23 protein-coding genes are annotated in these 20,746 nt (G+C 46.2%); 7 read left to right on the forward strand and 16 right to left on the reverse strand.

The genetic code is table 11. The annotated features are described in order from the left end of the window. The first annotated feature begins 22 nt into the window (after positions 1–22). Entirely contained in the window at positions 23–148 is a 126-nt protein-coding gene (locus CYJ37_RS27740) for a hypothetical protein (RefSeq protein ID WP_009795473.1), read from the forward strand. A gap of 46 nt (positions 149–194) precedes the next feature. On the opposite strand, the gene CYJ37_RS11055 is transcribed toward CYJ37_RS27740, so the two are convergent. Beyond that, a complete protein-coding gene (locus CYJ37_RS11055) occupies positions 195–509 on the reverse strand; it encodes a YodL domain-containing protein (protein ID WP_009795472.1) in 315 nt (104 codons plus the stop codon). A gap of 218 nt (positions 510–727) precedes the next feature. Between CYJ37_RS11055 and CYJ37_RS11060 the strand changes: the two genes are divergently transcribed. Beyond that, positions 728–1,726: a glycerophosphodiester phosphodiesterase gene (locus tag CYJ37_RS11060; RefSeq protein WP_009795470.1), complete on the forward strand. Its 999-nt coding sequence runs from the start codon at positions 728–730 to the stop codon at positions 1,724–1,726. Positions 1,727–2,176: 450 nt separating this feature from the next. Here CYJ37_RS11060 and CYJ37_RS11070 read toward each other — a convergent pair whose 3' ends face one another. Then, positions 2,177–2,947, reverse strand: coding sequence for a sporulation protein (locus tag CYJ37_RS11070; protein WP_009795469.1), 771 nt, complete (start codon positions 2,945–2,947; stop codon positions 2,177–2,179). Between the two features lie 154 nt (positions 2,948–3,101). Here CYJ37_RS11070 and CYJ37_RS11075 point away from each other — a divergent pair, with 154 nt between their 5' ends. Continuing rightward, positions 3,102–4,235, forward strand: a complete 1,134-nt coding sequence (locus CYJ37_RS11075) for a DUF2515 domain-containing protein (protein WP_094767221.1) — start codon at positions 3,102–3,104, stop codon at positions 4,233–4,235. A gap of 76 nt (positions 4,236–4,311) precedes the next feature. On the opposite strand, the gene CYJ37_RS11080 is transcribed toward CYJ37_RS11075, so the two are convergent. After that, positions 4,312–4,482: a YozD family protein gene (locus tag CYJ37_RS11080; protein ID WP_009795467.1), complete on the reverse strand. Its 171-nt coding sequence runs from the start codon at positions 4,480–4,482 to the stop codon at positions 4,312–4,314. A gap of 144 nt (positions 4,483–4,626) precedes the next feature. Between CYJ37_RS11080 and CYJ37_RS27150 the strand changes: the two genes are divergently transcribed. Next, complete coding sequence (locus CYJ37_RS27150) at positions 4,627–4,791, forward strand: hypothetical protein (RefSeq protein ID WP_022544085.1); 165 nt, start codon at positions 4,627–4,629, stop codon at positions 4,789–4,791. Between the two features lie 2 nt (positions 4,792–4,793). On the opposite strand, the gene CYJ37_RS11085 is transcribed toward CYJ37_RS27150, so the two are convergent. The 4 genes from CYJ37_RS11085 to CYJ37_RS11100 form a co-directional block, all read right to left on the reverse strand. After that, positions 4,794–5,489, reverse strand: a complete 696-nt coding sequence (locus tag CYJ37_RS11085) for a hypothetical protein (protein WP_022544086.1) — start codon at positions 5,487–5,489, stop codon at positions 4,794–4,796. A gap of 152 nt (positions 5,490–5,641) precedes the next feature. Continuing rightward, on the reverse strand, positions 5,642–5,869 hold the full coding sequence (locus tag CYJ37_RS11090; RefSeq protein WP_022544087.1) for a YozE family protein: 228 nt from the start codon (positions 5,867–5,869) through the stop codon (positions 5,642–5,644). A 180-nt stretch (positions 5,870–6,049) separates the two neighbouring features. Beyond that, complete coding sequence (locus tag CYJ37_RS11095; protein WP_035403356.1) at positions 6,050–6,241, reverse strand: hypothetical protein; 192 nt, start codon at positions 6,239–6,241, stop codon at positions 6,050–6,052. 92 nt (positions 6,242–6,333) lie between these two features. Next, a complete protein-coding gene (locus tag CYJ37_RS11100; protein WP_263625756.1) occupies positions 6,334–8,562 on the reverse strand; it encodes an RNA degradosome polyphosphate kinase in 2,229 nt (742 codons plus the stop codon). 284 nt (positions 8,563–8,846) lie between these two features. Here CYJ37_RS11100 and CYJ37_RS11105 point away from each other — a divergent pair, with 284 nt between their 5' ends. Further along, positions 8,847–9,752: a Ppx/GppA phosphatase family protein gene (locus CYJ37_RS11105; RefSeq protein WP_257964221.1), complete on the forward strand. Its 906-nt coding sequence runs from the start codon at positions 8,847–8,849 to the stop codon at positions 9,750–9,752. 107 nt (positions 9,753–9,859) lie between these two features. Here CYJ37_RS11105 and CYJ37_RS11110 read toward each other — a convergent pair whose 3' ends face one another. The 9 genes from CYJ37_RS11110 to CYJ37_RS11150 form a co-directional block, all read right to left on the reverse strand. Next, positions 9,860–10,135, reverse strand: a complete 276-nt coding sequence (locus tag CYJ37_RS11110; protein ID WP_101549755.1) for a YokU family protein — start codon at positions 10,133–10,135, stop codon at positions 9,860–9,862. Then, on the reverse strand, positions 10,132–11,547 hold the full coding sequence (ablA, locus tag CYJ37_RS11115; protein WP_022544089.1) for a lysine 2,3-aminomutase: 1,416 nt from the start codon (positions 11,545–11,547) through the stop codon (positions 10,132–10,134). The genes CYJ37_RS11110 and ablA overlap by 4 nt, the downstream gene beginning before the upstream one ends. Positions 11,548–11,675: 128 nt before the next feature. Beyond that, complete coding sequence (locus CYJ37_RS11120) at positions 11,676–13,058, reverse strand: sigma-54 interaction domain-containing protein (RefSeq protein ID WP_009795458.1); 1,383 nt, start codon at positions 13,056–13,058, stop codon at positions 11,676–11,678. 52 nt (positions 13,059–13,110) lie between these two features. Next, positions 13,111–13,977: a putative beta-lysine N-acetyltransferase gene (gene ablB / locus CYJ37_RS11125; RefSeq protein ID WP_101549757.1), complete on the reverse strand. Its 867-nt coding sequence runs from the start codon at positions 13,975–13,977 to the stop codon at positions 13,111–13,113. Positions 13,978–14,051: 74 nt separating this feature from the next. Further along, entirely contained in the window at positions 14,052–15,473 is a 1,422-nt protein-coding gene (locus CYJ37_RS11130; RefSeq protein ID WP_101549759.1) for an aldehyde dehydrogenase family protein, read from the reverse strand. An 86-nt stretch (positions 15,474–15,559) separates the two neighbouring features. Further along, on the reverse strand, positions 15,560–16,819 hold the full coding sequence (locus CYJ37_RS11135; RefSeq protein ID WP_101549761.1) for a peptidase: 1,260 nt from the start codon (positions 16,817–16,819) through the stop codon (positions 15,560–15,562). Positions 16,820–16,840: 21 nt separating this feature from the next. Next, a complete protein-coding gene (locus CYJ37_RS11140) occupies positions 16,841–17,503 on the reverse strand; it encodes a 3-oxoacid CoA-transferase subunit B (RefSeq protein WP_101549763.1) in 663 nt (220 codons plus the stop codon). Then, positions 17,488–18,180 (reverse strand): CoA transferase subunit A, encoded by a 693-nt coding sequence (locus CYJ37_RS11145; RefSeq protein WP_094767218.1) that lies wholly within the window; start codon positions 18,178–18,180, stop codon positions 17,488–17,490. Before CYJ37_RS11145 ends, CYJ37_RS11140 begins: the two co-directional genes overlap by 16 nt. Then, on the reverse strand, positions 18,177–19,556 hold the full coding sequence (locus CYJ37_RS11150; RefSeq protein ID WP_094767217.1) for an aspartate aminotransferase family protein: 1,380 nt from the start codon (positions 19,554–19,556) through the stop codon (positions 18,177–18,179). Before CYJ37_RS11150 ends, CYJ37_RS11145 begins: the two co-directional genes overlap by 4 nt. Positions 19,557–19,718: 162 nt before the next feature. On the opposite strand from CYJ37_RS11150, the gene CYJ37_RS11155 reads away from it, so the two are divergent. Both CYJ37_RS11155 and CYJ37_RS11160 read left to right on the forward strand, forming a co-directional pair. Then, positions 19,719–19,982 carry a YuzF family protein gene (locus CYJ37_RS11155; protein WP_009795451.1) on the forward strand — a complete coding sequence of 88 codons (264 nt, stop codon included), beginning with the start codon at positions 19,719–19,721 and terminating at the stop codon, positions 19,980–19,982. A gap of 138 nt (positions 19,983–20,120) precedes the next feature. Continuing rightward, the gene (locus tag CYJ37_RS11160) at positions 20,121–20,513 is read left to right on the forward strand and encodes a hypothetical protein (protein WP_022544091.1); all 393 of its coding nucleotides are present in this window, start codon (positions 20,121–20,123) and stop codon (positions 20,511–20,513) included. Positions 20,514–20,746 lie beyond the last annotated feature (233 nt).

Consider the following 20,746-nt stretch of genomic DNA (forward strand, 5'->3'; position numbering starts at 1 on the left):
TATCAGAGGAGGAGAAGCACCAGTGGGAAAAAAACACCGCAGCCGCATCAATTCACCAAAGAAAAACAATCATATCCCGCCTGAAGCTATCGTGGCTGAACATGAGGCCCATGGCAAAGAGAATTCTGCCGAAAGACGAAAAAAATAAAAAGGAAAAGCAGCAGGGGACTTTCTCCTGCTGCTCATCCTTTTTTCTATCTGATATGCACCCGGTTCACCTGCGCCCAGCCGCCGGGTTTGAGCTGGTAGTAGAACTGACCCCTTCTGCCCTCATCAATAAAGACAATATCCCCTGTTGACAGAAATCGTCCGCTGAAGTCAGCCGGCATGCGATCGGGAACATTGAAACTCCTGAAAGCGTGATCAAGACACTCCTCATGTGACGCACCCTTTATAGGCAGCCTGTACACCTGCTTATACCCTTTCTTTTGCCGGAACTCCGGTGTCTGGAAAATCGTCACATCATAATCCTTCTGCTTTAACATCGGCAACGTTAATTCCTTCAGCATGAAGCAAGCCTCCTTTATTAATTCCCTATGCCAGACCTATCCTTTTCGTCAGCAGCTCTATATTTTCTACTTCTGTTATTACATTTTCGTCCTGTCGATTCCTTCAAAGAACATTTTCTTTTTTTATCGTTTTTCAGAAAATTCTGTCGCAAACCATTTCCGTACAAGCTTGCTTCCGCATATTATATATAAACCAGCCTGCCGAAGGGGGAAATGATATGAGGGGCCATATTGCAATGAAAACTGCCCTTCCAGGAAGAATCTGCTTCTGCTTCTCCCGATTCTGGAACTTTTTATTCATTATTTTCTTTCATCTGCCGGCATCAAGTGCCTTTGAACGGCTTTACCGCAAAGAGTTATGCTTCTATCCTTTTCGTAAAAAAAACACACTTGCAGGATCCCTGCTTCTCGGCATCCTTGTATCCTTCCTGAGCTTTGCATTCCAGCCGCTTGCCCCTTTTCAGTCCATTGCCCACCGGGGCGCTGTCCAAATTGCTCCTGAAAATACGATGGCAGCCTTTGAAAAAGCCTATGAACTAGGTTTTGATTTTATTGAGCTGGATGTATGGCTTAGCAGCGACCATCAGCCAGTGGTCATCCATGATGGAGATGTCGGCAGGACAACAGGAGGAGAAGGACTCGTAACACAGCTGTCTGCCAGCCAGCTGAAGGAGCTTGACGCAGGTTCCTGGTTCAGCGATCAGTATAAAGGTGAAAAAATCCCTCTGCTGAAAGAAGTGGTACAGCGTTTCGGAGGGAAGATCGGTCTTCTTATCGAAATGAAGGGGGCAGGAAGTGAAGCAAACCTGGCAAAAGAGGTTGCTGTCTTGCTGAACCAAACACTTGAGGAAGGCGTCGATCCTGATCTCTTAATGGTGCAGTCTTTCAATATTGCTGATATCCGGACATTCAGCACCCTTTCCCCGAAAGTTAAGGCAGGAATACTGGTCAGCAAGCCGCTCGATATGTTCCAGCTTGCTTCATACAGAAGTTTCGCCGATTTCTTGTCTGTCCATCATGCATTCTTATCTAAATCCTTTGTCACACAGGCAAAATCATTTGGGTACAAAGTCAATTCGTGGACGGTCACTCAGGAGCAGCAATTTGCAGCCATGCAGCGCCTGAAGGTCAACGGCATCATTTCTGACCTTTATCCAGACAGTTCCTTACAATACGCCAGCACTTTTGAACGGCTCTTTTCTTTTGTAGACCCATGAGCAGAAATGAAGGTTTTCCTGCATAAAAAAGACGATGGTTTTCCATCGTCATCGTCAAATACTGCAGGAATATTGTTTAAGTTGCCATCGTTTTTTGATGTTAATGGGGCTGTTGATTTCCGTTCCAGGCACTTCGCTTTCCGCGGGGCGGCGCTGAGCCTCTCTTCGCTTCGCTCATGAGGGTTCTCAGCCCTGCGGCTGCTTCCCGCGGGAAGTTGAATCCTCTTCTCCGAATTGAACATCGAACGAAGAAAATGCACATGTATTTTATGAAGATTCTGCGTGCCGTGCTCTCCAATCAACTGGTTTTTAAACTTTAGGTGTACAAAAGGACTAATTTCATTTCTAATACCTTTTCAATCTTTTTTTAACGGTATGACGTCAAAAATTCTGGTGACTCATTGTTCCCTTCAATACGGGATATCAGCTCTGATCCCTCTCAGCTCTTCTTCAGCAATACCGTACAATGGTACTTTCCAATTGCTGTCTGATGCCAGCGAGATCATAATCTGAAACTCTCAGCCTCACATTGGTTTCATCCATTTCCAATGCTTCTGAAAGGAAACCTCCGAGCCCCCTTGCTTTCCTGTCAACCTGCAGCATCAGCTCCATCTGGCCGCCGCCGGCAGGACGGAATACCAGTTCAAGCTCATCAAGCTTGCCCCTGAAGGGCCCTGAAACCGGAACGAACTCAAATTCCTGTATGAATGGAAGCCTGCCGCGCAGCCTGCGTGGCGCTTCTTCACATTCTGCTTCCCGGAGCCTGAAGCCAAGATCGGAAACTGCCTGGAACACACCGTCCATGAGCCTGTTCGGCTTAATGGAAATATAATCTTTGTCGCCGGGATCTACCGCATTTTTAATGTCCAGGCCAGTTGAAATCCATACCTTCGTTCTTCCCAATGTCAGAGGTGAATCCTCAGGGATTTGAATAGAGAAAGGAATTTCCCGCGTTTCATTCGGCTGGATCACCAGTGTCTCAGCAATCCTGTATTTATCGATCACACCTGCAGCTGTATATTTCTTATCATCTGACTCTCTAATATAAGTTGTATTCAGAGCCAGGTAAATCTGGTCGATTTTCTGCTCTGTCTTCCCTCCCCTGATTTCAATGACACCCTTGGCCACTTCACCCGGATAAAAGGAGTCCCGCTCCAATTTCGTATCAACAGAAGCAGAACCTACACCTACACTTGCCAGCACTTTGTTAAAGAATGACATCTTATTTCCCCCTATTTCAATTAGACTGCTGAAGCAGCATACATGAAGCCGAAAGTACTTTAATACATTTAATATAACGATATGCGTTCATTTCAGCCTGATGATTTTTTAATACGTATGGCTGATGATAAAGTTTCATATCCGGGGAGGCAAAATGAAAATATTTGCTGAATTTTATCCTGCATGGCTGAGAAATATGTTGAATCGCCGCAGCGGGCCTGCCATTCCTGAGAAAACTTTGCTTAGCGGACGGGAGATGGCCAGCATTGAACAGGCACTAATCCGCCAGGCCAAAACAGATACGCCGATTTATATTTTGACAGAAAAAGAAAAGAAGGTTGCAGCGGCTATTTCTAGAGAAACGGAAAAATATAACCGCAATAATATTACGAGAACACAAGCCTATCTTTTGTTTTACAGGCGAAACCCCGATCTCCACTGGGCATTCCTTGCCCATATGGTATCAAGGAACGGCGGCTTTTATATGACAGACATAAAGAGCTCTTATCTGGACAGTTTTCTCACGGAAGAAGACCGGGAGCGTTACTTTCTTTTTCTTGAGCGCTGCAATGCTTATATTTTCCAGGATGCGTACCCGCAGCTGCTGCTTTTAGAATACAGCAGGAGAATGGGAATCCCTCTGTTTCACCTGCTCCCCAAATTTCATGTATCAGGCTGGATGAAGCCTTTTTGGGATCATTTTTATGAGCATGGCTCTTCTGCTGTGATTACAGCAGCGATGATCGTGAACGAACAAAAAATGCTGGAAGACAGGGTCATCAGGACTTCAGGTTCCAGCATACTGGATGATCTGCCTTTCCTTCTTCAGGAAAAACTCGGTTTCACAACAGTTGTATTCCCGCTGAAGAAGGCAAATACCTCTGCATTGCTCGGGGTCTCTGTAGTGGATTTCAGATCTGCTGATGCCCGCATAACCACAGGCAAATCTCTATACCAGATCCTTTTCCATAAAAAACACCACAGAAAGATAAAAGAATTCGCCCTGGGAACTCCCCATACTGCTTCACGGTCCGACTATTGGAGCAGCAGATATTCTGCCAGTAAAGAATCCGGAATGCTATACAGTCCTGCCCTGGATCAGGCATGGAAGGACAAGAAGCATTATTTCACCAGGAAAACAGACTGGTTTATAAAAGAGCAGGAAAGCTGCCTCTATCATTTGGATGCCTTGCCGGAAACCAAGGACTATGATTTAACGCGGAAGCTTCTAAAGCAGCATGCCTTACTTTCAGCTGCAGACTTGATTGCCCATCAAGTAATCCCTTAACACCTCTGGATATCGCTGCATAATAAAGAAAACTGGCGCTCTATCCGGCGCCAGCTTCCACTCTTATCGTCATCTATTATTCTTCAATTTCCTCATCAATGATGCACTTATCCAGCAAATACTCGAAGGTTATATCCGCCAGATCCTCAAGCTCCATCTCCTCAGGAACGTATCCCCTTTTAACAAGCTCATGAAAGAAAAACTCTGCTATTTCCTCCGTATCTATAAAAACTTCGATTTCTCTCACAGCAACGCCCCCTTTTTCAGAATGTATGATGCTTTTCCTACTTTCATGCACAATATGAGAAAAACTTTTATTCTATCACCTGTGAGCATATCTCCCAGGGACAAGCCATACAATGTTATATCAGAAAGTCGGGAGGCGGATGGCATGAATAGGCTCAGAACGTTTGTGGATGATGTAAAAGAAGATGTTAACCAGGAAAACAGCATGATTGTAAATCTCTTTGAAAAAATACTCTCATCTATGTTCCTGATCCTTCTGGCAGGAGGGCTTCCCTATCTTGCTTATTTATACCTCGCTTCCGGCTTGTAGTGCTAGGCATGCTTTTTTCCGTCAGCACCGGTCAGATGCTTAAGCTTCCGCAAGATCACCTGCATGATATGCCTGTATTCATCGTCGCCGAACAGCTGGAAGAGGATCCGGTAATCATTGTATATATCAAGCAGGCCATCAATCATTTGCTTTTTCTCTTTGCGGCTTTCCAGGAACTCTTTTTCCATCTGTTTCACAGAACCCTGCTGCTTCTTCAGATTAACAGGCTTCTGCTGCTTGTTGATTAGATAAAGGAGCCCAAGCTTCTGGATGAAAGTGTCGGCGCTTTCTGCATCCGCAAGCAGGGTCAGCTCTTCTTCCCCGGCCTCCAGCCATTCGCCGTCATTGATCCTGGAAAGCTCATAAATGACATCCTCCCAGGCATCCTCCTTATAGCGCCAGATTTCAGTCCGGAACCCCACCACCTTAAACAGGTCTGAACCATAGCCTTTCACCTGCACCAGATCGCCGAACAAAAATTTATATTCAATATCTATATGCTCTTTCTCCATTATATTTCCTTCATACTCAGAAAGCATCTGAAGGCTGGATTCCATAAACAGGCCCTCGCTTTTATTCACTTCATATACATGCATTCCGTCCAGCCATTTAACATCTGTTATTTTGCCGACTGTTCCATACATCGTGATCACGACTGTATCACCGATATTAAATCTTGGCTTTTTCTTCTTTTCCATATCCTCCATCCTCTCAATGATCGTCGTGAGTATTAATTACGATATCATATGCAGGAAGAAGATATTCGGTCCCAAAATTGCCCATATGCCGCCAAGTTCAAAAATAAGAAAAGGAGCCGCTTATCAAGCAGCCCCTTGCAGTAAGAATAAACTTATCTCTTTGTTTCGGACACCAGATAAAGCTCCCAGGCTTCATCAAAGATGGCCATGCTGTCCAGATAGTGGCCATTCATTTCCAGATAGCTGCTGAGTTCATCATAATCAAATGATGTCTTTGGGAAGCTATGGTCTTCAAACGCGGAATTGGCAAAAGAGCTGATGCTGTCCTTTGGCTCAGGATGACGGTATTTCATCAGGAAATGATAAAAGGATTTCGACATGGTACTCCCTTTCTTCTCTGGTATAATAAGCGCCGGCTGAACAGCCGCACGCAATTTCAACATTTATACCGTCTACTATAAAGGATGCCTGCCGGTTCGTCCACAAAGACAGACTTGCTTACAGGATAGATGTTGCCCAAGTGCCAAAAAGGCCGGGCCCCCGTAAGACAATCTCGCTATTCACTCCCATCTGCCCGCCTTTGCCATTTCAACCAGTGCAAAAATGATATTGAACATCAGGACAGCCACTGCTGCAGGTACGGCATGAAGCCAGCTTTTCCCGTACTTCACTTTTATGACTGCTGTGAAATAACCGCAAATGAAAAGGACAGACATGGAAGACACAAGCATAATCAGCAAAGCATAACGCATAAAAATCCCCCCGCTGAAAGTTTTTTCCATCTTTATTATAGGACCCTGAGGGGGAAACGACTGCCTTATTCATGTATAATGGTGAATCTTTTCTATCTGTTAAGCAATGGAATAAACTCCTTCAGCTTCAGTAAGTAAGATTCTGCAAGTGAAGCCGGTCGTGGACGATGTGCAGGTGGATAGCTGTCTGCAGTCTTCGACGAAAGCTTAAACTGGACAGCTTCTTCACATAACAGCTGCTGGCTGTTTATACGGTTTTCGCCGCTTTTCCGGTCCACATAGCGATAACGGCCATCATGGTCCTGTTCCCTTGCTTTGCAATTATCTTTCAGCATAACCTCAAGTACACTATAAATCCTTGCTTTAAGCCGCTCCTCCAGAATGGGAAAAAGAATCTCAACACGGTTTTCCATATTACGGGTCATCCAGTCTGCCGAAGAAAGGTAAACCCTTTTAGCTTGCTGATGATTGAAATAAAAGATTCTGGTGTGTTCAAGGAATGTACCCACAATGCTAAGGACCTTGATGTTTTCACTGACACCCGCAATGCCGGGCCTTAAGCAGCAGACCCCCCTGATGATAAGATCTATCTTAACCCCGGCTATCGAGGCTTCATACAATTTTTTAATGATTTTCTTGTCAGTCAGAGAATTCATTTTTGCTATGATTCTTCCATTCTGATAGTTCCTGTGAAATTCTATCTCCTGATCAATGAGCCTGATGAAAGTATCTCTGATGCCGAAAGGTGAAACAGATAACTGTTGATAGGATGGCCTCTCCATATAGCCGCTCAGATAATTGAAAAAGTTAATAGCATCTTCTCCAAGCTGATGATTGCAAGTAAGCAGCCCCATGTCTGTATAAATCCTTGCGGTCGCATCATTATAGTTTCCTGTCCCCAAATGGACATATCTCTGGATATTTCCTTTTTCCCTTCGGATTACCAATGTAATTTTGCTGTGCGTTTTCAGAAGTGTCATGCCATAAATGACATGACAGCCTGCCTGTTCCAGCTCCTTTGCCCACTGGACATTATTTTCTTCGTCAAAGCGGGCCTTCAGCTCCACAAGCACCGTCACCTGCTTCCCATTTTCGGCCGCACGCTTCAGGCTTTCAATGATCGGTGAATCTCCGCTGACACGATAAAGAGTCTGCTTAATTGCCAGTACATCTTTATCATCTGCGGCTTCCCTCATGAAATCTACCACAGGTTCAAAAGATTCATAAGGATGATGCAGCAGAGCATCCCTTTTCCGGATTTTCTCAAATATTCCACCCTCACCCTCTAAATCCTGCGGAGGCTGGGGAATAAAGGACTGCGCCGCCAAATGCTCATGGCTTGCCTGGATTTTTTTACAAAATGAAAAAAGAAAAGTCAGATCCAGGGGGGCTTCGACAGGATAGATATCCTTCCCGTGTATTTCCAGCTCTTTCCTTAGGAATTCAATGACCTGACTGCTGTTTTCAGCCTGCTGATATTCCAGCCGGACCGCTGCACCTCTTTTCCGTTTCTTAAGCTCTTCTTCAATTTCCTGCAGCAGGTCTTCCGCTTCGTCTTCATGAATGGCGAGATCGGCATTGCGGGTAATTCTGAATGGAGTGGCAGAGCGCACTTTATATCCCGTAAACAGTTTGTGGATGCAATAAATAATAACCTCTTCCAAGAGCACAAACTTCCTGGCCTGCCCTTTCTGAGGCAGCTCCACCAGGCGGTCGATTACAGACGGTACCTGTACGATGACCAGATTTCCATCCAGGCTCAGATGCTTCTTTTTATCCGGCGATTTTTCTTCAATGATCACAGCTAAATTCAATGATTTGTTTAACAGCATCGGGAAAGGGCGGTAAGCATCTATCGCCATGGGAGTCAGAACAGGATAAACATATGCCTCAAAGAAGTTTTCAAGAAAAGCCAAGTCCTTTGATGGGACATCTTTAATTCTGGATATTTCTATCTGTTCTTTTGTTAAAAGGGGAGTAAGCTCATTACAATATATTTCATCTTGCTTTTTAACAAGGGTATGTGTTTTTTCAGAAATGGCGCTCAGCTGTTCTTTTGGGGTCAGCCCAGCTTTGTTTTCGGGTTTATTGAAACCGGCTTTTACCTGATCCAGCAGACCAGCTACCCTGACCATGAAAAACTCATCCAGATTTGAGCTGAATATAGAAAGGAATTTATATCGTTCCAATAACGCATTTTGATTATCTTCTGCTTCTTCCAGCACTCTATTATTAAAATCCAGCCAGCTCAGCTCGCGATTATTGTAATAGGAAGGATTATCCAAATTAGAAATATCAGGTTTCTCATGGTTTATGTACATGGTTCTACATCCCCTTCTGCAATCTTCGACAAGGATAAAATTAGCAAATAAGGATGTAAATAACTAGAGTGATAGTGTTAAGTTTTGTAAATTATACATTCATGCTTTCACATTTAATGTCTCAAGATAGGCTGCGTCTTAAATATCCTGGTTTTAAAGACTACACTCTGCCTTTTGCTGTTTAAGCTACTGCAGTACTGTATATTTACAATAGCTTTACATTCGACTTAAGTGTTTTCATATAAAATTGAATGTATAAAAGTCATCAAAGGAGTGTCCTTTTTTTGAACAACCAGACAATAGCCCTGATCGATTTAGGGTCCAATTCCATTCAAATGGCCATTTACAATGTCAATGAGGATCTTCGGATTTTTCATGAAGTAGAGCGGGTCAAGGTCGCAGCAAGGCTTATCAATCATTTAAATGAGCAGGGCTTTTTGACAGAGGAAGGCATCCAGCTTATCATCACCATCTTTAAGGAATTCCAGAAGACCGCTGAAAAATACGGGACAGGCCGCATCACCGGCTATGCTACTGCTGTTATCCGCAATTCACTTAATCAAGAAGAGATTCTGGCTGAAATCGCTGCCCGGACGGACATTGCCATTTCTGTGATAAGCGGATATGAAGAAGCCCGCTACGGCTATCTAGGTGTGGTTAATTCAATGAATGCGGTTGAGGGGATCACTCTTGATATCGGCGGCGGAAGCACGGAAATTACCCTTTTCAGAAACAGGGAAATGGTTCATTATCACAGTTTTCAGTTTGGTGCTGTCAATCTTCATGAAGCCTATACTAAGGGAAAAAGAGTGACTGAGAATCAATTAACTCAATTGCGCCGCTATATTTTGGACAGCATCCAGACCCTTCCCTGGCTGAAAAACGCCGGCCTCCCCATTATCGGAATCGGCGGAAGCGCAAAAAACCTGTCCAGAATACATAACGCGAAATTTGGAGGTGCTGAATTGAAGCTCCATGAAATCAGCAGCATCTTCTCTGAGCTTTCCTCCTTGAATGTAGATGAGCGTTCAAAAGTAAAGGGGTTGTCCAAAAAAAGAAGAGATATCATTCTCCCAGCCATTGGGATTGTAAGCCAGATGATGGAAACTGTCCGGTCTCCCCATTTCGTTTATTGCGATAAAACGGTCAGGGACGGGATCATGTACAAAATGCTTGAAGAAAAGCAATAAAAAGCTGCAGGCATTTCAATAACAGCAAAGGCCACCGTTTCGCTGCTTTAACAAAAGCAATTCTAAAGTCCAAAAGGCCCGGTCATCCCGGGCCTTTTCCTCTCTTCTTAATCAAATTTGAAATAATTTCTTTTAAGAAACCTCGGTTTAGCCATCAATTCTTCAAAAGTAAGCGATTTTTCAAGCTTTTTAGTATCTATTAAAAAGAGCTGGTCCTCGATCTCCTCTATGATTTTTTCTTCGTGATATACCATTCCGCACCCACTGCAGACAATGCAGGGTGTTTCTCTTATCTCAATCCCTTTTGTTCCATCAGGCAGTTCCCAAAAGACCGAAGTTGTCTGCCTTGCCGTTTCATCAGATGAGCACCAATCACAATTCATGATGGTTCCTCTCCCTTCTCCTGCTGTCCCCACTTCTTCATCTGCGCTTCAAATTTCTTATCTTTTAATTCATCGCGCTTTTCCCGTTTATCCTTGAGGGAATGGTGCCCCGGATCCTGCTGGTACTCTTCCCTGCGGTCCAGCCTCCTCAGGCCTTCAGGAACAAGATTGAACTGTGAATCATTCATGAGTGCCGATATTCCTGTATGGCTATTCTTCTGGTCCATATCAGGATAAATTCTTTTAAAATAGTCCTCTGCTCTGCCCGGGACATAATTCTCGGGCTCAGGATAAGTGGTTATGACTCCCTCAAAATTGCGGAGCACTGTCTTTTCAGCGCTTTGGGATATCAAATAATTCGGCTGCAGTGCAATCTTCCCGCCGCCCCCAGGTGCATCGACCACAAAAGTAGGTACAGCATAGCCAGATGTATGCCCCCTCAGTCCTTCTATAATCTCCAGTCCTTTTGAAACAGGCGCCCTGAAATGGCCGATGCCTTCTGATAAATCGCACTGATAGATATAGTAAGGACGCACCCTGATCTTAACAAGGTCGTGCATCAGTTTTTTCATGATCGGGACACTGTCATTGATGCCCGCCAGAATGACTGCCTGGTTGCCGACAGGCACTCCCGCATCGGCGAGCATTTCGCAGGCCTTTTTAGCTTCTTCGGTAATTTCAATGCTCGTATTGAAGTGAGTGTTCAGCCAGATCGGATGGTATTTCTTTAAGATATTGCACAGATTCTCTGTTATTCTTTGGGGAAAAACGACCGGAGCCCTGGTACCGATCCTGATGATTTCCACATGATCGATTTCCCTCAGGTTTTTCAATATATATTCCAGGATTTTATCATTGATTAACAGTCCATCTCCTCCTGAGATGAGCACATCTCGGACTTCAGGTGTGTTCCTGATATAAGCTATCGCATCGTCCAGCTGCTTTTTAGGAACACCCATGCCGATCTGGCCGGAAAACCTTCGCCTTGTACAATAGCGGCAGTACATGGAGCATTGATTGGTGACAAGGAACAGCACCCGGTCAGGATAGCGGTGCGTCAATCCGGGCACAGGTGAATCTTCGTCTTCATGGAGGGGGTCTTCCAGGTCATATTTTGTTTTATGGATTTCCTGAGAAATCGGGACAGACTGCATCCTGACAGGACAGCGGGGATCATCCGGATTCATCAGGGATGCATAATATGGTGTAATATTCAATGGGATTGTTTTAGTGGAAATCTTTACGCCCTCTTCTTCCTCGGGCGTCAGATTGATGACTTTTTTCAAATCCTCCAGGTTTCTTATCGTGTTGGTCAGCTGCCAAAGCCAGTCATTCCATTGCTCTTCTGTTACATCCTTCCAAAGCTCTATATCCTTCCAATGGCGTTCTGCTTTATATAAGTCCAGCTTCATTTTCAATTCCTCCCAGCTAATGGTAAAGTTTGCAGCTTCCTTATACTGTATTACATGCAATTTCCATGCCAATTGTTAATCCTTATGCACAGCAGCACGAGCGGGAGAACAATAAAAAGAAATGCCGGTTATTCGGCATTTCCCAGTTGATGCTTATGAAGCTTATATTGAAGCGTCTGCCTCGGGATATTCAGGAGCCTGGCAGCCTGCAGGATATTCCCTCCTGTCCCGGCTATTGCAGCCTCAATGATCTCTTTTTCTGCTGCCTGCACACGCTCTTTTAAGGATAACGCCACTGTCCTGCTTCCGCTTTTGCTCCTCATCTGTTTCAGCATGGCCGGCAGATCCTCTTCAGTAAGCTCGCTTCCCTCAGAAACATTGACCATATACTCAATCGTATGCTTTAATTCTCTTACATTTCCCGGCCAGTGGTAGCTGCTGAAGAACTTTGCTGCTGTACTGCCGATCACTTTTACATTTTTCCCGAGCTTACGGTTAAAGGAATCAAGGAAATGGGACGCCAAAAGCCCGATATCTTCAGGCCTCTTTCGCAGAGGGATCAGTTCGAATGTAAACACATTGAGCCTGTAGTAAAGGTCATGCCGGAGGATCCCCTGCTCCATAGCCTCATGCGGGTGTATATTCATGGCCGCGATGATTCGGACATCAGTGGCTATGTTTCTGGATCCGCCGACACGCCGGACAGCACCGTCCTCAAGCACCCTCAAAAGCTTTGCCTGCAGCAGCGCCGGCATTGTATGGAGTTCATCGAGGAACAGCGTCCCCCCATCTGCCAGTTCAAACAGCCCGGGTCTTTCTACGGCTCCCGTATAACTCCCTTTCGCTGTACCGAAAAGGATTCCTTCAAGGAGCGTCTCAGGGATAGCAGCACAATTCTGTGCTATGAATGGTTTCTCCCTTCTGGCTGATGCATGGTGGATTCCCTGGACAAACAGCTCCTTGCCGCATCCGCTTTCCCCAAATACGAGGATGGGAGAAGAAGAGGCAGCAAGCTTTAAGGCTTCCATTTTCAGCTCTTTGAAGAGCCCATTTCCAGTCAGCAGATCATCCAGGGTATATACTGTGCTTCCTGCCGGCCGCAGGTTTTTTTCACTTGGCACGCTTGCTTTCTGAAGATCCAGGAGCCTTTCGGACAATATCTTCAGCCGGGAATAATCTTTAGCAATTTCTACAGCCCCTACTAGCTCTCCTTCCACAAAAATGGGAAGCGTGGTGTTCAGTGTTTCAATCCTCTTGCCATGGAGGTTGATATAGCTTTGGGACTGATCGTATATCGGCTGTTTTGTTTTCATTACCTGGAGCAGGGTGCTTGACTTCAAGCTCAGAGATGGAAAGCTTTCAAGCAGCGGCTTTCCAAGCACCTCATCCATACCCATGCCATCATGCAAAGCAGCAACTTCATTATAAAAAATAGTAATCCCGTTTATATCCACAGCATGAATGCCTTCGTCAATCCCCTTCAAAATCGCTGTAAGCACTTGTTCTTTCATACGTCCAACCCCCTTATTCATCTATATGAAAAGGTGCCGGAAAATTGTCAGTCTAGTGCCGGATTTTTGGCATCATGGCAAGATTTTTCACCCAGATATTCATATCCTCAAGCTTATCAAAGATAAAGCAATTATTGGCCAGCCTGCCCCTGTAGCTGTACCCAAGCTGATGAAGAGCTGCATTCATTCCATATGAAAGGCTTCTGGCGATGGAATAAGCGCAAAAGATTCCCTGGCAGGCCAGCTCTTCCTCAAGTTTGCCAATCAGTATTTTCATCAATCCATGCTTTCGGAATTCAGGCAATGTGGCACAGTCTGTCAATTCTGCATTTCGGTAGAAAGAATTGATTTCTGCTGAGGCAGCGCTCACGATTTTCCCCTCGTGTTTCACTCCCATGAACATTGTGCCGTTTTCCATCGACTTTTCGATATACCGGGGGTCATCCATGGGAACGGGGTAAATTTGAAATACCGCCTTATACAGCTCAGCCAGTTCACGGGCATCTGCCGGCTTGAAGCGTACAAGCCGGCATGGAGGCTGAAGACTGGAATCATTCCCGGTTCTTTCGAGGCTGCGCACTTTCTCTGCGACCTCATCCTCATCAGCCCAGTGCGGATTGTTTCTCCTGCTGCTCTTATAATACTTGGACATGAAAAAAGCGTCAGAGCCTAAAAAATAGCCGTCGATCTTGCCTTCGGCCTGGAAGCCGTTCTCCAGATAAAAATCTGTCTCCTCTGCCCTGGCTTTAATTATCATTTTTTCTGCCTGGATCTCCTCTCTTAAACCGTATGCGAACGAAAGCGCACTTTTACGGTTTCCAAGGCAGTCATCCACTCTGATTCTCTTATTATACGGGTCAATGAAAACCTCGAGAGAAAAGTTGTCCTGCCTGATAATTCTTACTGATGACTGCTCCATATTCCTCCTCCTTTACAGAAAGGGGACCCTCTGACCGAGCGCCCCTTTTCTTAACAGCCGTCCATGTTTGACGGTTATTCATATTTAATGCTGACAAGCTTAAGCTCTGTCATTTCTTCGACTGCATATTTAATTCCTTCCCGGCCGGTACCGCTCAGTTTGACGCCGCCGTATGGCATATGATCCACACGGAAGGTTGGAAAATCATTGATCATCACGCCGCCGACTTCAAGCTCGCGTGCGGCCTTCAGCGCTGCATTGATATCCTTTGTGAAAATGCCTGCCTGGAGCCCATACTGGGAATCATTCACATAACCGATCGCTTCATCTATACCTGAGAAGCGGTTAATATGGACAACAGGGGCAAATGCCTCTTCACAGGAGATTTTCTGTTCTTTATCAACGTCCAGCAGAACTGTCGGCTGGAAAACAGAACCTTCCCCGCTTCCGCCGAGAGCTAGCTTTGCTCCCCCGTCCACAGCGGTTTTCACCCACGATTCTGCCCGTTCTGCATCATCGAGGGAGATCATGGCAGATACATCGGTCGTCTCATCAAGCGGGTCCCCTGCCTGGAGTCTGCCTGCTTCATGGACAAACCTTTCAGTAAATTCTTCAAAAATGGCCTCATGGACATAGATCCGCTGCACAGAAATGCAGACCTGGCCCTGAAAGGCATACGCTCCTGATACAATTCGCGGGACTGCCTTATCAAGGTCGGTATCTTTATCCACAATGACGGCTGAATTTGAACCCAGCTCGAGGGTCACCTTTTTCAGCCCGGCGTTTTCCCTGATATAAGTGCCTACTTCAGGGCTTCCCGTAAAAGTGATCATCTTGATCCTCTTGTCTGAGAGGAAGCTGTCGCCGATCGTTTTTCCGCTGCCGGAAATTACATTCAGTGCACCTGCAGGCAGCCCTGCACGATGGAAAATATCAGCAATCTTATACGCGCTTAAAGGCGTCTGGCTCGCCGGCTTCAGGACAACTGTGTTGCCAGCCGCAATCGCCGGTCCGACTTTATGGGCAACAAGATTCATCGGGAAATTGAAGGGTGTAATCGCACCAATGACCCCCAGCGGCTCTTTTACCGTGTAGGCGAGCCTCCCCTCACCTCCAGGCGCCGCATCCATCGGGATGGTTTCACCGTACAGCCTTCTGGCTTCCTGTGCTGCAAATGCATATGTTGTGATAGTCCTTTCCACCTCTGTCCGTGCTGCTTTTATCGGCTTCGCGGCCTCCCGCGAAATAATCCTTGCACACTCTTCTTTTTCATCCTTGAGTATTTGGACTGCATTCTCAAGAATTTCAGCCCTTTTATGCGCAGGCATTGCGGCCATCAATTTTGATGCTTTCTCTGCAGAAGCAATGGCTGCCTCTATTTCTTCGCTTCCAGCCGCCGCCACATCTGCCAGCTTCTCCTGATTATAAGGGCTTCTAAGCTCCCTGTATTCACTTCCCGGTTCAAAACTGCCATTGATCCATAAATCCTGCTTCATATCATTACCTCCTAAAGACAATGTAGCTTAAGTATAAATTCTTGAGCTGAAAAATCCCATCAATCGGCTTCCTCTGTAGACAAATGTCAGCTGCACCACTCCATGATGCACTCGGCAATGATCTCCGCAGCATTGAACATATCATCCAGGGAGATGGATTCATCCGCATCATGGGCTGCCTCTGTAGTTCCCGGACCGAATACGATAACAGGCGTCCCGCCGGCCCCGGAAAGGATCCCGCCGTCTGTACCCCATGGAGATGCTTCTATTTTGGGCTTCTCCCCTGCCACTTTTTCAAAACTGGCTGACAGCACGCTCATCAGGGGATGGCCAATGTCCAGATTCCCAGGCTGCCATCTTCCTCCAAACCACTCGACCTTGCAGGGATTTTCAATGAACCAGCCATCTTTTTCAGATAAGGAGTTTAATACCGTTTCCAGCTCTTTTTCTGCCATCTTCATATCTTCTTCAGGAGCAACCCCTATCCTTCCCTCAATGACGGCGGTATCCGGTACAGAGGATGGCCACTCCCCGCTCGTGATTTTTCCGATATTGATCGGAATCGGGATAGGTATTCCCTTGTATAAAGGATCTGCAACCCGCTCATTTCTCGTTTTCTCGAGTTCCTGGAGAGAAGCTATCACTGCTATGGCCTTTTCAATCGCACTGATACCCTCATAGCGGGTGCCGCCATGTGCAGCACGGCCCTTGACTGTAATCCTGAACCACATAGAGCCCTGCTGCTTTGGAAAAAGCTTCATATTTGTCGGTTCAGGGATGATCGCTCCATCTGCTTTATAACCCCTGATCACAGCGGCAAGCGTCCCGGCCCCTCCGCTTTCTTCTTCTATAACACTCTGAAAAATGACATCTCCCTTCAATTCCTTCCCCGCCGCTATCAAGTACTCAAGCGCCAGCAGCAGGGATACTGTTCCGCCCTTCATGTCGGTCGCCCCCCTGCCATAAAGCCTCCCATCCTTTATTTGTCCGCTGTAGGGGTCATATTTCCAATCATCCCTGCTGCCCTCAGGAACCACATCGATATGGCCATTCAAAATGATGCTCCTGCCTCCACCGGTCCCCTTCCAGACTCCCACTACATTCGGGTTGCCGCTGAAGTCCTTTCTGTCAGAACAGAATAGGGGATGTGCGGGCAGCTCATCTTTGCCGATTTCCCATATATCCAGCTCGAGCCCCATTTCCCGGCACTTCTCAATGATCACAGCCTGGGCACCGGCCTCATTTCCCCTAGTACTTGGTTCCTGGACAAGCCTTTGGAGAAGCCTGATTCCTTTGGACCTGTTTTTGCTCAGCCACTCTTTTACGCTTCCATCACTCTCACTCAATAAAACCGCCTCCCCCGCCTGCTAAACTATTATTCTCAAATCCTCTGCCACCTGCAGCCTGCAGCCTGTCTTGCTCTTCACTTCCTCTATTGAATAGGGAGCAAACAGCTCCTTCAGGACCATTCCTGTTCCCTTAATTTCAAACACGGCCATTTCAGTTATGACGAGCGATGCACAGGAAGGCGATGTCAGCGGGAGTGTACAATGCTCAAGGATTTTCGGCATGCCATTTTTATCCGTCTGATTCATGACAACAATGACTCTCTTCGCTTTCTGTGCAAGCTCCATCGCCCCTCCCATCCCAGGTACTTTCCTGCCGGGAACGATCCAGTTGGCCAGATCTCCCTTCCCGCTGACCTGCAGTGAGCCGAGAAAAGTCAAATCAACCCTCCCGCGCCTGATCATCCCAAAAGCTATGGTACTGTCGCAATATGAAGCCCCCTTAACGCTGGTCACCGGAAAGCCGCCCGCATTGCAGAGATGGGGATCTTCCTGACCCTTAACAGGGCTTGGGCCCATCCCTGTTATGCCGTTTTCTGCATGAAACATAACACTTATGGATTCCGGCAGAAAATCAGGCACAAGGGAAGGAATGCCGATTCCTAAATTGACAATCATTCCGTCTCTGATTTCTTCCGCTGCCCTCCTGGCCATTTTTTTGCGTTTATCTATTCCCATGCCCATTTCCAGTTCACTCCCTTTGAAGGAACAATATAATCCACAAATACTCCTGGCGTCATGACCTCATCCGGATCAATAGCGCCTAAAGGGACGATTTCCTCCACCTCGGCAATCGTCTTATTCCCTGCCATGGCTGCCAGGGGGTTTGTATTCCGTGCACTTTTGTCATATATAAGATTGCCGAACGGATCCGCCTTTTTTGCATACACAATTGAGACGTCAGCTGTGATTGCCGTTTCAATTAGATATTCTGTCCCGCTGATAGTATGAGTTGCCTTCCCTGCTGAAACCATCTCATTTGATATGCCGATATCTGTCAATATTCCGGCAATGCCGGCACCTCCAGCCCTGATCCTTTCAGCAAGCGTTCCCTGGGGTGAGAACTCCACTTCGAGCTTGCCTTCATTCATCAGGCGGCCAGCCTCCGGGTTGGAGCCTATATGCGAGGCAATCAATTTTTTGACCCTCCCCAATGTAACAAGCCTTCCTGCGCCTATGTGGGGAAATCCGGCATCATTGCAGATAAGGGTGATATTTTTTGTCCCTTTTTCTATCAATTCCTCTATAAGGGTCGGCGGCGTGCCAATTCCTCCGAATCCTCCTGCGATTATGGACAGGCCATCATGAAAATCATTCATTGCCTTTGCTGCAGTCACAATTTTATTAAAGGAGCTGTTCATGAGCCTCCTCCCTTCAGGCTTTCCTGTTCAATGATTCTGTGGAATTCAGACAAAGCCCTGTCTAGGAGTGCTGCCAATTCGTCCAGCTCCTCCATGGTGATGTTCAAAGGAGGTGCAATGATGACCGCATCCCCATGTATGCCATCTATCCCTGAACCGGCGGGGTACAGCAGGATGCCCTGCTCCTGGGCAGCACTGACCAGCTTTTGTCCTGCCATCAGGGACCGGCTGAATGGATCCTTTGACACTTTGTCCTTAACCAGTTCTACACCAAGAAGCAGTCCCTTCCCCCTGATGTCGCCAATGAAGCTGTACTTCTTCTCCAGTCTTCGGAGATGGTCACTCAGGTACTTACCCTTCCTGACCACCTCTGGGATGATTTGCTCTTTTTCCAGATATTCAAGCACTGCCAGAGAAACAGCGCAAGATTGCGGATTGGCGCTCAATGTATGTCCGCTCATGATTGACTTTGTTCCTGCCATAATAGGCTCCATTATTTTGTCGGAGACTACAGCAGCTGCTATCGGTGCATAGCCTGCTCCCATGCCTTTGCCAAAAGCCGCTATATCAGGCTGGATCCCCCAGCTCTCACAGGCGAGCATCGTACCGGTCCGTCCAAATCCTGTCATCACTTCATCGGCTATGAATAAAACATCATGTTTCTCGCAGATTTCTTTTATGACTTTATAGTAGCCGTCTGGAGGGGAAATTGCTCCTCCCGCTGCCCCGATGACCGGCTCTGCAATGAAAGCTGCAATCTGATCGGCTCCAATGCGTTTAATCGCCGTTTCGAGTTCTGCTGCGCACAGATGTCCGCATTGAGGCGCCTCCAGTCCATATGGACAGCGGTAGCAGTATGGCGGATGAACGGAAGGAAAATCCTCCAGGAGAGGGACAAATCTTGCCCTCCTCCCCGGATGGCCTGACATGGAAAGCGCTCCTAATGTGATGCCGTGATAGCTGACCCATCGGGATAAAATTTTTGTCTTTGTTCTTATCCCTTTTTCCTGCCAGTATTGGATGGCTATTTTCATCGCAGTTTCTGTGGCTTCTGAGCCGCTGTTCACAAAAAATGACCAATTCAGATCACCCGGCAAAGTTTCTGCTATTTTCCCGGCAAGGTTCTCAGCTGCTTCGCTGGTGAATTGGGATCTGTATACAAATGAAACCTTTTTAGCCTGTTCCATCATTGCCTGGATCACTTCTTCGTTTCCGTGACCGATGTTCGCTGTCACGGCTCCTGAACAGGCATCCAGATATTTCTTGCCTTCATTGTCATATAAGTAGATGCCTCTGCCCCGTTCAATCGTTGGATAATCGGCATCCAGCATAGGTTTTATCAAAAACGACGGCTGATTCAATGTCGCTTCCCCCATTCACTCACTGGTCTCGCGTGTGCTGCCCCGCTCGCTTCATTATATGAATGTCCACCGGGAATCTTTCTGAATAAATTCCCCGATCACCACTCTCATGCATCATTCCGGGCACCGGATGCCTGGCCAGTGCATATTGTTAACTGAACAGGAGGAGATGTAAAAATGCAGTATCATAGAAACATTCCTGCAGATGTAAATATGATGGGCACTCAGCAAATGCAGTCGCCCGCCCCCGTTTTTCATTTTGACCCTTATGTTTATCAGACGCTTCAAAGTGTATTGGGCAGGAATCTCGTTGTCGAAACGGTGAAAGATACATTGCGGGGAAGACTGATGGATGTAAAGCCGGATCATATAGCTGTTAAGTCTGGAGATGAAATCTTCTTTATCAGAATTGCACAGATTGTGACAATCATGCCCGATTGAGATGTAAACAGGAAGCCATGTTAAGTGCATGGCTTCTTTATTTATTTTTAATTTCAGGATGGACATGTCATTTAAATTCTCCATCGGGGGTAAGAATAGAAAAAGATTACAGTGTTCAGATACAAAGGAGGAATTGAAATGGGCCTGGAAAAAGTCATGATTGCAGCCAGTTTATTTCTATTCTTGATTGCGGGATGCGGAACACCTTCCTATTACACATATGAGGGGAAAAGCAAGAACTGGGACGGCGAGATGGAAATAAAGGCAGATGAAACAATCAGCGAGGCCACAATCACTCTTAAACTGATGTATGACGGTAAAGAAATCCAGGAAGAAAAAGAGCTTGTCTTTTGGGTTTCACTTCCCGGCCATTCTAAAGCAGCCTATCAAACCGATTTTTCAAGCAAAGAAGAATCATCTGTAGAACATGTTTTTGAACACGTCAAATTCCCTGCTGACATTGAAGAGAATTTTACCGTTCTGATCAATCTGGATGGCAAACAAGAAAGACTTCAGCTCACTATGAAATAAGAGAAAAAAACCTGCTGCAGATTTTTTTCTGAATTTCGCTAATTTTTGCAGAGTCCCCCTCTAAAACCTGCTATAATTTTCTATATTGGCAGTCTTTTGATCTATGAGCCTGAAAAGGTCTTTTTACCTAGAGGGGAGCGTTCATCATGAAAAAAGTGATTTCATATTTTAAAACGATCAGAGGGAAGATCAATCTATCCTTTGGAATATTGCTGGTCGTCATTGCTGCGCTA

The organism is Bacillus sp. UMB0728, from assembly GCF_002858875.1.
GTDB classification, from domain to species: Bacteria; Bacillota; Bacilli; order Bacillales; family Cytobacillaceae; genus Bacillus_AB; species Bacillus_AB infantis.

Bases quoted from the DNA above. Each gene is read 5' to 3' on its own strand.
- CYJ37_RS27150 (WP_022544085.1), top strand. From the start codon at position 4,627: ATGAATAGGCTCAGAACGTTTGTGGATGATGTAAAAGAAGATGTTAAC.
- CYJ37_RS11070 (WP_009795469.1), bottom strand. From the start codon at position 2,947: ATGTCATTCTTTAACAAAGTGCTGGCAAGTGTAGGTGTAGGTTCTGCT.
- CYJ37_RS11100 (WP_263625756.1), bottom strand. From the start codon at position 8,562: ATGTACATAAACCATGAGAAACCTGATATTTCTAATTTGGATAATCCT.
- CYJ37_RS11130 (WP_101549759.1), bottom strand. From the start codon at position 15,473: ATGAAGCAGGATTTATGGATCAATGGCAGTTTTGAACCGGGAAGTGAA.
- CYJ37_RS11060 (WP_009795470.1), top strand. From the start codon at position 728: ATGAGGGGCCATATTGCAATGAAAACTGCCCTTCCAGGAAGAATCTGC.
- CYJ37_RS11140 (WP_101549763.1), bottom strand. From the start codon at position 17,503: ATGGGCATGGGAATAGATAAACGCAAAAAAATGGCCAGGAGGGCAGCG.
- CYJ37_RS11150 (WP_094767217.1), bottom strand. From the start codon at position 19,556: ATGGGGGAAGCGACATTGAATCAGCCGTCGTTTTTGATAAAACCTATG.
- ablA (WP_022544089.1), bottom strand. From the start codon at position 11,547: ATGAAGCTGGACTTATATAAAGCAGAACGCCATTGGAAGGATATAGAG.
- ablB (WP_101549757.1), bottom strand. From the start codon at position 13,977: ATGGAGCAGTCATCAGTAAGAATTATCAGGCAGGACAACTTTTCTCTC.
- CYJ37_RS11160 (WP_022544091.1), top strand. From the start codon at position 20,121: ATGGGCCTGGAAAAAGTCATGATTGCAGCCAGTTTATTTCTATTCTTG.
- CYJ37_RS11155 (WP_009795451.1), top strand. From the start codon at position 19,719: ATGCAGTATCATAGAAACATTCCTGCAGATGTAAATATGATGGGCACT.
- CYJ37_RS11075 (WP_094767221.1), top strand. From the start codon at position 3,102: ATGAAAATATTTGCTGAATTTTATCCTGCATGGCTGAGAAATATGTTG.
- CYJ37_RS11055 (WP_009795472.1), bottom strand. From the start codon at position 509: ATGCTGAAGGAATTAACGTTGCCGATGTTAAAGCAGAAGGATTATGAT.
- CYJ37_RS11110 (WP_101549755.1), bottom strand. From the start codon at position 10,135: ATGAATTGTGATTGGTGCTCATCTGATGAAACGGCAAGGCAGACAACT.
- CYJ37_RS11145 (WP_094767218.1), bottom strand. From the start codon at position 18,180: ATGAACAGCTCCTTTAATAAAATTGTGACTGCAGCAAAGGCAATGAAT.
- CYJ37_RS11085 (WP_022544086.1), bottom strand. From the start codon at position 5,489: ATGGAAAAGAAGAAAAAGCCAAGATTTAATATCGGTGATACAGTCGTG.
- CYJ37_RS11095 (WP_035403356.1), bottom strand. From the start codon at position 6,241: ATGCGTTATGCTTTGCTGATTATGCTTGTGTCTTCCATGTCTGTCCTT.
- CYJ37_RS11090 (WP_022544087.1), bottom strand. From the start codon at position 5,869: ATGTCGAAATCCTTTTATCATTTCCTGATGAAATACCGTCATCCTGAG.
- CYJ37_RS11120 (WP_009795458.1), bottom strand. From the start codon at position 13,058: ATGAAAGAACAAGTGCTTACAGCGATTTTGAAGGGGATTGACGAAGGC.